The organism is Sphingobacterium sp. UBA2610 (assembly GCF_002339225.1).
GTDB classification, from domain to species: Bacteria; Bacteroidota; Bacteroidia; order Sphingobacteriales; family Sphingobacteriaceae; genus Sphingobacterium; species Sphingobacterium multivorum.
On the sequence record NZ_DDKA01000028.1, the window covers coordinates 23,772 to 35,722 of the forward strand.

Here is an 11,951-nt window from a genome sequence, read left to right on the forward strand (position 1 = left end):
TATAGCCGATTCATTTAATTAGCGGGTCAAGACTTCGGGGTTAGCGATATGCTGTGGATTACCCTCGGAAAAGGCTACAATATTCTCAAAAGCAAGTCTAAATAATCGTTCATAACCATTCTTCTCCACATAGCCAATATGTGGCGTACAGAGCACATTTGGTAGCTGCAATAAAGGATAGTTAGGATCAAAGACTGGCTCGGACTCATAGACATCTACCGCAGCCATTCCCGGAACACCTGTTTCGAGCGCGGTCAATATTGCACCCTCTTCAACCAACTCAGCACGGGAAGTATTGACAAAAAGTGCAGTCGGCTTCATAGACCGGAGATCTTCGAGCTTTACGATACCTCGCGTCGCAGGCACTAACTGAAGGTGTAAAGTAACAACATCTGAAAAATGAAAAAAATCGGATTTACTTGTTGCAGCTAAAAAACCGTCTTTTACAGCTTCTTCTCGGGAATTTTCGCTTCCCCAAACAATTACTTGGGCACCAAAAGCCTTTGCATATTGCGCTATTCGCTTCCCTATTTTTCCATAACTCCATATCCCTATTGTTTTTCCGGAGACACATTCTCCTATGTTCGTTTGCCATAGGCCTTTGTCCATATCTGAAAGAGCCTTAGGTAAACCTCGGAGTGCATTCATGATCAAAAGCCAGGTCAATTCAGCTGGAGCAACAGGAGAACCCATGCTTTCTGCAACAGCCACATGAAAGCGGCTACAAACAGCCAAATCCAAATGATTTGAAATTTTGCCCGTTTGGCTGATCAACTTTAGTTTGGGAAGCTGGGACAACAGATCTTCTGTAATCTGGGTCCGTTCTCTGATGAGCACTAGCGCTTCCGTATCGCTTAATTTTTCCGCCAGTAAAGCCGGATCTGCATAGGACTGTTTCAATATTTGGACATCGTGACCATCAAGAATTTTGAAACAGTCCAACTGTCGGACAGCATCTTGATAGTCATCTAAAATGGTTATTCGCATTTTTTTGACTTAATTTTAAACTCTCATTTTCAATATCCAACGAAAGTAAAAGGCTTTTATATCCCTATAACTTCATCGCATATAAAAGCAATATAGTACGTTCCCATCTTTCCATTGCGGAACTTATTTAGGAAGGAAATTTTGCTTTTCGATATCAATTTACAGCATAAAGTTGGAATCCTGCAATTCGTCATGATATTTTGACATTCCATCCACTCTTTTTCGCAGAAGCACTTACAGCCGCTGATATTTGAATAAAAATAAAGAAAAATGAAGCTGTTATTAACCTTACTATTTTTAAGTATTACCATCGTATCGGCACAGTCTATCTTAAAAGGGAAAGTACTGGGCAAAAACGGCAAACCGATATATTTAGCCAATGTTTTTATTGAAGGCACCTATGATGGCGGCACGACTGATTCGCTTGGAAACTTTATGTTTGAAACTAGTGAACAAGGTACTAAAATGCTGAAAGCGTCTGTTGTGGGCCTCCCAACATATAGTAAGTCTATCCAGCTTCCTCAGAAAGAATTGCTTATTATTCAAATGCAAGAAAGTGAGAATCGCCTACAGGAAGTCACGATTCAGGCAGGGGTGCTACAAGCCAATAGCTCCGGAAAAAACACGGTAATGAGTCCATTGGATATTGTCACTACGGCAGGCAGCATGGGAAACATCATCAGCGCATTAGCAACATTGCCCGGTGCACAGGTTGGGGGAGAAAATGGACGTCTTATGGTTCACGGTGGAGATGCCTCCGAAACACAGACCTACATCAATGGAATCAGAGTAGCCCAACCTTACACCGCAACACCAAATGAAGTTCCTGTAAGGGGTCGATTTTCACCCATGCTCTTTAAAGGCGTAAATTTCTCTACAGGTGGTTATTCGGCAGAATTTGGTAATGCGCTATCCAGCATTCTAGCCCTAAACACCGAAAATACCATAGAACAACGCAAAACAGAGTTTTCACTATCTTCCGTTGGACTAGGTTTGGGACATACCTTACAATGGGGCAAAAACTCCCTCACCTTCAACAGCAGTTATACCAACTTAAAACCTTATTCCAAAATTATTACGCCAGATATCAAATGGACAAAACCCTATGAAAACGCCTCCGGAGAAATGATCTATCGCCATCAGTTTAAAGAAGGCTTTCTAAATATCTATGGGGCATACAATTTCGAAAATATGGGACTTTACCAAGCAGACATCAATTATGAGCAACCTGTCCCATTGAAAAAGAAATCCAACAATGCCTACGCCAACATTAGTTACAGTCAGAATCTGGGAAACCGATGGACTTTCCAGTCCGGCATTGGCCTAGGCTACCTGACCGATAAGCTGCACTACGATGACGTTTACCTACCTAATGAAGAAAAAAGTCTTCACTTAAAAGGAATGCTAAGTAAGGTCTGGAACAATAAGATTAAAAGTATTGGCGGAATAGAATATTTCGACACCAATTATCAAGAAGAATATCACCGACAAACCATTGGTTATCACTACGGGTATCATAGCAAGATGACCGCCGTATTTACGGAAACGACCTTCGGCATCCTCCCGAACTTAATCGGGAAAATCGGCTTACGAGAAACCTCCTCCAATTTGCAGTCGAAGAACACTTTAGAACCAAGAGCTTCGCTGGGCTACGCATTAGATAAATATACGCAGCTCTCACTTGCCTATGGGAACTTCCATCAGCAGGCACCAACACCTCTATTAAAATATGCCCCTCAGCTTGGCTGGATGGAAGCCAATCACTATATCGCAAATTATTTCTATGCCCGTGGAGGGCACTTACTTCGCTTAGAAGCTTATCATAAAGAATACAACAATTTGGTAAAATACAACAGTGCGACGCCAAATTACGACACCCAATATGACAATAACGGAAGCGGTAAGGTCAAAGGCTTTGACCTATTTTACAAAAACAACAGCAGCATCAAAAACCTCCAATACTGGATTTCATATTCTTATACGGACAGTAAGCGAAATGACGCGAATTATCCGACAACAGTTACTCCCCCTTATGTCTACAAACACAGTTTCTATATCGTTGGAAAATACTGGCTACCCAGTCTACGTTCACAGCTCAGTGTGACAAATTCGTTTGTATCCGGCAGAAATTACAATGATCCCAATCAAACAGTATTTATGAATAGCCATACAAAAGGTTACAACAATCTTTCTATGAGTTGGTCGTTCCTTTATAGCCAGCAAAAAATTATCCATTTCTCCGTCAGTAATGTTCTTGGCGCTAGCCCAATCTATGGCTATCAATATGCAGACCGACCAAATTCACAAGGAATCTATGACCGTAGACCGATTGTCCCTACCGCCAAGCGCTTTGTGTTTCTAGGCTATTTCTGGACAATCAGTAAAAATGAAAAAGACAATCAATTGGACAATCTATAATAAGCATCAACTCATCATCGAAATACGTCGGTCCATCCAAAATTATTTCTGTTTGCAGCGAAGGATTGCCAACTTCAATAACAATCAATAACATATACATCAAACACAACAGCAATAACTTAGAAAAATATTTAAACTAAAAACGAAAGATCATGAAATCATTTATTATCGTCCTCATCTGCCTTATAAGCGGCAGCGCGTTTGCACAAGGCAATTTTGAAAAAAGTATGGGACAAGCCATGAGTCTATGGCAATCGGGAGAGACACAAAAAGCGGCCGCTCTTTTAGAACGTATTGCACAGGCAGAAAAGGACAATTGGATTCCTGCCTATTATCAGGCCATGGTACTGACAACAGCATCCTTTAGGGAGAAAAATAAAGAGACACAGGCAAAATATATAAAGTCTGCAGAAGAAATACTAAACAATAGCGCCCAGGACAACAATTCAGAATGGCTTGTACTGAAAGCGATGAACCAAACAGCATTGATGATCACAGATCCCATGACAAAAGCCAAAGAGCTTTCGCCTAAGATTATAGCTCTATATAAAAAAGCCATCTCCCTTGCGCCAAACAACCCCCGGGCTGTATTGGGACTAGCGGAATTCCAAATAAACGCAAAAAAATATTTTAACCAGGATACCAACAAAGAATGTGAGGATGTAAAGAAAGCACTATCTTTATTCGGTGAAGAGAAGATTACTACGCCATTTGCACCTTCATGGGGCAAAGATCGGGCAGAACAACTCGTAAAGGAATGCAAATAACACGTTGTGAAAAAAGCACCATTTAAAGCGATTATACAAGCACTACTCGCAAGCCTGGTCGTGACCATCTATTTTGTGGTTGTGGCCAAGCTTGACCATAATGATGTCCCTTGGGTATCCATCATCTTTCACCCTAATATGGTCCGAGGTTTACTATATGGATTTTTTCTCTTTCTGGGTCACAGCTATCTATCGAAATGGGTCGGAAAAAAGTACCCGAACAGTAAAGATTTTGGGAAGAAGATGATTGTTTTTTATAGTATCAGTTTTTTCTTGACCGTACTGGTCGTTTTTATTGTCAATGCTTTTTTCTCCGGACTTTTTAACCCGGGTGTTCCCAAAAATTTCGCTCAGCGTTTCCACCAATTTATTCATCAACAACGTGTTGCATATTATTTTCAAACCGCGATGATATCTTGGTGCATTTCAATGATTTTTTTTGGTTTCTATTTCTATAAAAGATTCAAAGATTACCAAATCAAAGAATCTCATCAGGAAAAACAACAAATAGCAGCACAATTTGAGTCGCTCAAGAATCAACTCGACCCACATTTTTTGTTCAACAGCCTGAATGTATTGAATGGATTAATTGAGGAAAGCCCTAAAAAAGCCAGCATGTTTACGACAGACCTTTCTAAGATATATCGCTATGTATTGGAACAAAGGGACAAAAGCCTCGTTTCTTTACAGGAAGAGCTTACTTTTTCAAAGGCTTATTTAAACCTCTTGAGTCTGCGCTTCGAAACCGGTATACAGATCGATCTACAGATCAATGCGGAACAGCATACTGGTTTTATATTACCGCTTTCCCTTCAATTACTGATCGAAAATGCAATCAAACACAATATTATTTCGATCAGGAAGCCGCTTTTATTGAAGATTTATAGAAAAAATAATTACCTCTATGTTGAAAACAATCTTCAAAAAAAGAAAGTGCTCCATGATCATTCGGGAATCGGTTTGAAAAATATTCAGGAACGTTATGCTATACTGTCCAATCTACCTGTGTATATTCAAGAAAGTGATCTATTATTTTCTGTCGGACTGCCTATTATCCATGAAATAGTCTTTTAAAAGTAACCTGCTCTTAATAAACATGCGGGAGCTAAGCACAGCAAAAACAATAGCATGGGCACAACGATTCAACAAATTAAGCAATACAACGGTCTGATGATCGATAACCACGTAAAAAAGTAATGAAAATAGTAATTATAGAAGACGAACTTCCATCGGCGAGATTACTTCGAAGAAAACTTGAGGAACTCGGTTACACCGTATCTGCTGTACTGCAAACTGTGGAAGAATCCATTGAGTGGTTTATGTCAAACAGTGACCCAGACCTCCTTTTTTTGGATATTCAGCTCGCGGATGGGATTTCATTTGACATTCTGGAGCAGGTGAAACCCAGTTCGGCCATTATTTTTACCACCGCATACGATGAATATATGTTGCGTGCTTTTAAACAAAATAGCATCGATTACCTGCTGAAGCCAATTGAAGATGAAGAATTGGAAAATGCAATTGAAAAATTCCGCCAATTTAGACGCCCCAATCCCCAGTTTGATCTGGCATCGCTTCAAGCGTTGTTTAGAAACCCTGCCCCAACATTTAAGGAACGCTTTACAATCAAAATCGGCCAAAGTCTAAAAGTTGTGACAAGCCAGCAAGTTGAATGCATTTACAGCGAAAACAAAGGCACTTACCTTTATACCAACGAAAATGGAAACTATCTTTTGGATCAGACATTGGACGCACTAACACCGCAACTGTCACCCAAAGCATTTTTTAGGATCAATCGAAGCACGATTATTCAATTTGATGCCATCAAAAATATTGCTGTACATTCCAATGCCCGGCTAAAAATATACCTCAAGCATTATGAATCCGAAGAGCTCATTGTCTCCCGGGAGAAAGTCTCAGCCTTCAAAGACTGGCTGGACAACTAATTCAGGAAAAACCAAAAGACTTCTTCCGAGCAGGAGTTAACGCGGGCATACTGATACCGTAGCGACGACATAATCATGCGGTAAGCAAATATCCCAGAGAAAATATACAAGCTGATTGAAGAATCTGAGCTACATATTGATCCGATAATTTAGCGGAATACTAAATCGAAGAGACACCGCAAAACCCTTTATCGGATTATAATCTTTTTTTTCATTGATGGATAATCCATAACCAAAATCAAGATCCACCAATGTAGCCAAGCTCACTCCAACTTTGGGGGTAATGGTATATGGAGTAAGTTCTGTACGAACAAAAGGAGTCAAGACATATGTTTGGGGATAATACGTTATTCCGGCCTCAGGGATTACGGCAAACTTTTTTTGTGTCCATGTAAAGTTAGCTGTAGCATCTGCTCGCAGTATATGATCTCCACTAAAAGGAAATGCGAAATAAGCGCCGGTTTTTAATATACTGCCTTTTTGGAACTGATAACTCAGTGAAGGACCGATTAAATAATCTTGCGCTTTTAGGTTGCTAACCAGCGCTAACAACACAACAAGTGACCCCAGGAGTTTATAAATCGTCTTACTGCGCATTTTTCAATTAATAAATATGAAAATTGAGCGGAATATTTACCCCTACTGAAACGGTAATTCCGTCAATCGGCTTAAAATTTTTCTTCGTATTGTAATCAAATCCATAACCTATTCCCAGATCCACAATGGAGAATAGACTGGCCCCCACTTTTGGCGTTATAGTGTAAGGTGTTAACTCTGCTTTCACAAAAGGGAAAAGAACAAAATCATTTAGATAGTAAGTAAATCCCAGCTCTGGAATAACCGTCGTTTTACCTTCCATCCAGCTGAAATTAGCTCCGGCATCAATTTTCATATATTGAAAATCATTCGGGGCAAATAATCCCCAGCCCGAAACTTTCAGAAAATTACCACTTTGATACTGATACCCTACTGAAGGACCCCAGATCCATTTATTATGTTGTTTCCAGGGCTTATCTTGTGCTTTAGACAACGTAGTAAAGAGAAAAAGGATAGTAAATAACGATAACATTCTTAGTTTCATCCAGCTAAATTACAAACTATAATCTATTTTATGGAATACAACAGGTGCATGCCAGAATAGTTTTACTTAAAACAGAAAAATAGTAAATATATACGCCTACAGCAAATGAATAAAAGTACAGTTTATGCCGGTCTTTAATTATATAGATCTTTAATAAGGTAATATCCTTATTCGGATAAACTGTGATCGTTCGTTCAACGATCCTTCATCGCCCCAATAGCCATCAATATGGTTGGCAGCAGTATATATGCATCCATCTTTGCCCCAAAACATCAATTCCTCTTTCCAAGTTGGCATCCACTCTTTAAAACTAACAAAAAGCATCGGCGTCACCTTTCCTTGTTTCACGTGGAAGAGCTGCAAGTCACCCGTCGATTCATAGGGATCAGCGTGTAAAGTCATCAGATAATTTTTATCGGCAGAAAAGAAGGGATAATCTCCACATTCCACAATAAGATGACCGTCTTGTTTATCAAAAAGCCGCACATCAGCACTTTCCCAGTAATTCCCATCAACAGCAAAAGCATTTAGAAAATCATAATGTCCTTTATACGAATAACTGGCTTCCAATTCATTATCGATATCCTTATCTGTAAAAATTAACTTTTTTCCATTGGTCAAAGGCAATTCTAGGGTTTTTCCGTTTTTAGGATAAGACAGGGTATCCTTGATCAAGTAATTTTTAGCCGTATTCTGAGCGGCTAGGAACGTTTGCTTATCAATCAACTCTAACTGGAGATACTTATCTAAAGAATGCCCCTTTTCATAATACGTTTCTTTACCATTTATCGTAAGTGAGACGATTGAATTTAAATCCCTGGGGGAAATTGTAATCTGATCCTGTTTCCCCAGCTTGGACTTCGCTACATACACCTTTTCCCATCGTGTAATATCACCTGTTTCGCCATTTCTCCCTTTGTAATCGCGCTGTATACGGTCCATGACAGCAACCCATTCTCCTTCTTCACCGATCACATCGAGCTTGGTGCCATAGGGATATTTTCCTAATAGCGGAGCCGCTCCATCTGCACCTTGTCTAAGTTCGACTCCAGCACGATCAACAACATAGGTGTTTTTTAAAACCTTTGTCCTGTCATAGTCAATCGGCAAAGGAGGAAATTTAGCAGCATCCATCGTATCCTTCACGGCAATGGTTTTAAGTTCAGAAGAATCCTTTAAATCTGTATTATTAACCCTCGTATTGTGACCACAGCTCAAAATTCCCATGAATAATGTCGCTCCAAGGAATAAAGATAGGGGTGAAAATAGTTGTCTATTCATAAAGGTCAAGGTAGCGATTCCCATGCCAAAAAAAAAATACTGGTTTTCAGGGGTTCTCCGAGAGCAAATACGATTATCCAAAGGTTCACAGTTTTAGCGAAGTAAAATCTAAAGCTCATTCCAAATTTGGACTAGATCCTTTGAATAGGATATCTATAGCCACAAAGGCTCGTTAAAACCCCGCGGAATTTTTAATCTTTTAGCCATAAATTTTTCCCTTTAATTTGTAAACCGGCCTCTGACTTCCGTACATGAACAATTGTACTAATGATAGCGATAAAGATGGTCAAGAAGCGGAAAAAATTGCTCCATCCATTTCCTGCAGCATTGTCTGCAACATCAAAGATCATCCATGCCGAATTCATCAAAACATGAAGTGCTATCGGTATCCAAAGATTAAAACTCCATTCGGCATACAACCACGAAAATAGGATAGAGCCGAAGAAAGTCGTACAAAAAATCAGGGCCAATTCTCCCAAATCCTGACTCTGATAAAGATGCAGTATAGCAAAAAGGAATGAGGTGGCTAAAATGGATGGAATAAAACCTAGTCGGGTATAGCGATAAACTAAACCAAAAAAATAGGCCCGAAAAATCACTTCTTCAAAAAAACCCGATGACACACTATTTATTAATAGCGTGTTCGGATCTATTTTGCGGTTGAAGGTAAAAACAAGGGCATAGCCCAAGAACATGGGTAAGGTGGCTATTATTCCAAAAGATAGCCCCTGTAAAAAAGAGCCCTTTAAACCAAATTTTTCCAAGAACTCATTCGGCACTTTAGGTTTAAGCAGCGTTGCCCCCAAAAGCAGTGGTCCAAGGCTAATTGAATACGTCAGCACATGCCCCAAAAATCTACTGTGGACATAATTGCTCATCGTGGGTTGAAGCCTAGCAAAAAACAAATTATCAAGGATAAAGTATATTCCGAAGAACAGGAATAATACCAGCAGGTTTAAACTTTTTGTGCTCATCTTTTTTTTGAGCAAAATTATGCCCCTCATGATGAGTAAACAAAGTTATGTGGCGTATGGCAAGACTTAGGGCTGACTGACAACAGCGAGGCGATCTTCTGCCCTATAAATACGGTCTAACTGATTCCATAGCAGACCTTGAAATAACAGCACAATCTTCAGTATCTGCAAAACGTAACAAGAAACCTTGGGCATTCCCTTCCTTTGCAATTATTTTTTCAAAGTTAACAAGAAACGACCGATGACATCGGTGAATAGACATTGTATTCAAGAGTTCAGACAATCGGCTCAACGTAATTCGTACCATCTGCTTCTTTACCGTACCATCCTTCCTAAAATAGATCATGCAATAATTATCCATTGATTTTGCAAAAATAAAATCGCTTGGCAGTAACTTTAACGATTGATTACCATTGGGGATATCGACCAGCCCCAAATGACAGTCATTCATTTGGCTCAATATGATCGCTGGCTTTATCGATAAACGTTCAATCGACGAATTATTCTTTTCATAATACGAATGACGCTTATCAACTCGAAGCAAAAAATAAATCGTAGCAATTGGGCTGTAAAGTGAAAGTGTGTAAAATCCAATATAGGGGAGGTTATTCCACTGTAATGGGGCCTGATTGATGAACCAGCCATGATAGACGAAATTTAAAAAAACTGATAATAGGAGCACAAGAAAAATACGAAATAGTTCTATCGCAATTGTTCCTCTTTTTTTACGTAAGAGGACAGAAATTAAGGCATATGCAACGAATAATATGACCCCATATCCGGATAACAAGCTAAATTTATAGGCATGCTCAAAATTATACGTTCCAAATGGCTGAAAAACCAGTAGGAATACATAAGCGGATAAGCCGAGTAAAGAGGCATAGGTGAGCAGCTCTCTTATGGAGACAATTTTGGGAATTACGCTATTTAAATAATTTAGAACAGGCTTTTTATACATCATGATCGGATAAATTTAGCGTTTTTGGCCGGCAGAGTGAAAATTTATAGCGAAAAAATTGAAATATATTGAATTTATTATTTAACTTAGAAGATATTTTTTCAAGCCAACATTAGTCGCTCGAATTAAAATTGATTTGTCATATTATATATTAACGTAATTCTCCAAATTATGCGTTTAGGTCAACTACTTACTTTATTTCTTTGCTCGGCTTTTATCCATGTCATCCAAGCACAGGAAAAGCAAGTTTTAATAGAAAATGTTAAACTGCTCGATTATAAAACTCAAATGTTAACTCCGCCAAAACATGTTTTAATAAACGGTAACACGATTCAAACCATTAGTACATCTCCTATTGACGTGCAAAGTAAGAATATCGTTAAAATAGACGCTAAAGGCAAAACCCTAATGCCTGGATTGATTGATGTACATGTCCATTTGGTATTTGGAGCTTTGACAATGCCTCAAATGATGACAAATGACCTTTCCGAGGAATTCTTGATCAAAACGGTGGGGCTCTCGGCGCAACAGATGTTAATGCGGGGTTTTACAAGTGTACGAGATGTCGGTGGCCCTATATTTCCATTAAAGGCGGAGATCGACAAGGGTAAGCTTCTAGGGCCTAGAATATGGCCTTCTGGTGCTGTTGTTAGTCAAACAGCGGGGCATGGAGATTTTCGGACACAGGAGGAAAAATCGCGTCGTTTTTTTGGCATTGTCTCTCGTGCGGAGCGATATGGAGCAACATTCATCGCCGATGGTCGTGATGAGGTTCTGACTGCAGTACGAGAGAATCTGAGATTCGGAGCAAGTCAGATTAAACTCATGGCGGGTGGAGGAACTTCTTCAGCATACGATCCTGTGGATGTTACCCAATATACGCTAGACGAAATGAAAGCAGCAGTAGAAGCAGCCGAAGACTGGGGAACCTATGTCACCGTACATGCGTATACGCCAAGAGCAATTCGAAGAGCGATCGAAGCTGGTGTAAAATGTATAGAACATGGACAATTGCTCGACGAAGAAACTTTACAGCTGATCGCAAAAAAAAATATCTGGCTTAGTTTACAAAACCTGGTGGAAGATACACCCGATATGGATCCACAACGAAGAATCAAGCGTAAACCCGTCATTGAAGGTCAGGAAAAAGTATGGCCAATGGCTAAAAAATATGGAGTAAAGCTAGCTTGGGGTACAGATTTCCTTTTTGAGCCGGAACTGAATAAAATGCAGAATGCTTTTATTTTGCGACTTCAAAAGTGGTTTACAAATGCCGAGATCATTAAAATGATTACTCAAGACAACTGTGAGCTTCTGCAGCTTTCGGGATTAAGAAGTCCTTATCCTGGCAAGTTGGGAATAGTAGAAGAAGGAGCTTTGGCAGATCTGATCCTTGTAGACGGAGATCCGCTTAAGAATTTAAAACTATTGGCAGATCCAGAAAAAAACTTTTTGTTGATCATGAAAGACGGTCAGATTCATAAAAATAGCCTCCAGAGGCATTAATATTTACAAGGTGAAATTTATTGTATCTCGAAA

General features: G+C 39.5%; 11 protein-coding genes. 5 read left to right on the forward strand and 6 right to left on the reverse strand.

Going from position 1 to position 11,951, the window contains the following annotated elements; all coding sequences use genetic code 11:
• Positions 1-18 precede the first annotated feature (18 nt).
• The gene (locus tag B4Z47_RS19545; RefSeq protein ID WP_115046274.1) at positions 19-987 is read right to left on the reverse strand and encodes a D-2-hydroxyacid dehydrogenase family protein; all 969 of its coding nucleotides are present in this window, start codon (positions 985-987) and stop codon (positions 19-21) included.
• A 270-nt stretch (positions 988-1,257) separates the two neighbouring features.
• On the opposite strand from B4Z47_RS19545, the gene B4Z47_RS19550 reads away from it, so the two are divergent.
• From B4Z47_RS19550 to B4Z47_RS19565, 4 genes are all read left to right on the forward strand, one after another.
• Positions 1,258-3,405: a TonB-dependent receptor gene (locus B4Z47_RS19550; RefSeq protein ID WP_070562787.1), complete on the forward strand. Its 2,148-nt coding sequence runs from the start codon at positions 1,258-1,260 to the stop codon at positions 3,403-3,405.
• A 152-nt stretch (positions 3,406-3,557) separates the two neighbouring features.
• The gene (locus B4Z47_RS19555) at positions 3,558-4,172 is read left to right on the forward strand and encodes a tetratricopeptide repeat protein (protein ID WP_070562784.1); all 615 of its coding nucleotides are present in this window, start codon (positions 3,558-3,560) and stop codon (positions 4,170-4,172) included.
• 6 nt (positions 4,173-4,178) lie between these two features.
• Positions 4,179-5,246 (forward strand): sensor histidine kinase, encoded by a 1,068-nt coding sequence (locus tag B4Z47_RS19560; RefSeq protein ID WP_070562780.1) that lies wholly within the window; start codon positions 4,179-4,181, stop codon positions 5,244-5,246.
• 122 nt (positions 5,247-5,368) lie between these two features.
• Entirely contained in the window at positions 5,369-6,118 is a 750-nt protein-coding gene (locus tag B4Z47_RS19565) for a LytR/AlgR family response regulator transcription factor (RefSeq protein ID WP_159333480.1), read from the forward strand.
• A gap of 129 nt (positions 6,119-6,247) precedes the next feature.
• Here B4Z47_RS19565 and B4Z47_RS19570 read toward each other — a convergent pair whose 3' ends face one another.
• From B4Z47_RS19570 to B4Z47_RS19590, 5 genes are all read right to left on the reverse strand, one after another.
• Positions 6,248-6,715, reverse strand: coding sequence for a hypothetical protein (locus B4Z47_RS19570; protein ID WP_070562774.1), 468 nt, complete (start codon positions 6,713-6,715; stop codon positions 6,248-6,250).
• 7 nt (positions 6,716-6,722) lie between these two features.
• A complete protein-coding gene (locus B4Z47_RS19575; RefSeq protein ID WP_070562771.1) occupies positions 6,723-7,199 on the reverse strand; it encodes a hypothetical protein in 477 nt (158 codons plus the stop codon).
• 150 nt (positions 7,200-7,349) lie between these two features.
• Positions 7,350-8,480, reverse strand: a complete 1,131-nt coding sequence (locus B4Z47_RS19580; protein WP_159333481.1) for an SH3 domain-containing protein — start codon at positions 8,478-8,480, stop codon at positions 7,350-7,352.
• Positions 8,481-8,671: 191 nt separating this feature from the next.
• Positions 8,672-9,454 carry a CPBP family intramembrane glutamic endopeptidase gene (locus tag B4Z47_RS19585; RefSeq protein ID WP_070562851.1) on the reverse strand — a complete coding sequence of 261 codons (783 nt, stop codon included), beginning with the start codon at positions 9,452-9,454 and terminating at the stop codon, positions 8,672-8,674.
• Between the two features lie 103 nt (positions 9,455-9,557).
• On the reverse strand, positions 9,558-10,415 hold the full coding sequence (locus B4Z47_RS19590) for a LytTR family DNA-binding domain-containing protein (protein WP_070562764.1): 858 nt from the start codon (positions 10,413-10,415) through the stop codon (positions 9,558-9,560).
• A gap of 168 nt (positions 10,416-10,583) precedes the next feature.
• Between B4Z47_RS19590 and B4Z47_RS19595 the strand changes: the two genes are divergently transcribed.
• On the forward strand, positions 10,584-11,918 hold the full coding sequence (locus B4Z47_RS19595; protein ID WP_115046269.1) for an amidohydrolase family protein: 1,335 nt from the start codon (positions 10,584-10,586) through the stop codon (positions 11,916-11,918).
• Positions 11,919-11,951: the final 33 nt, after the last annotated feature.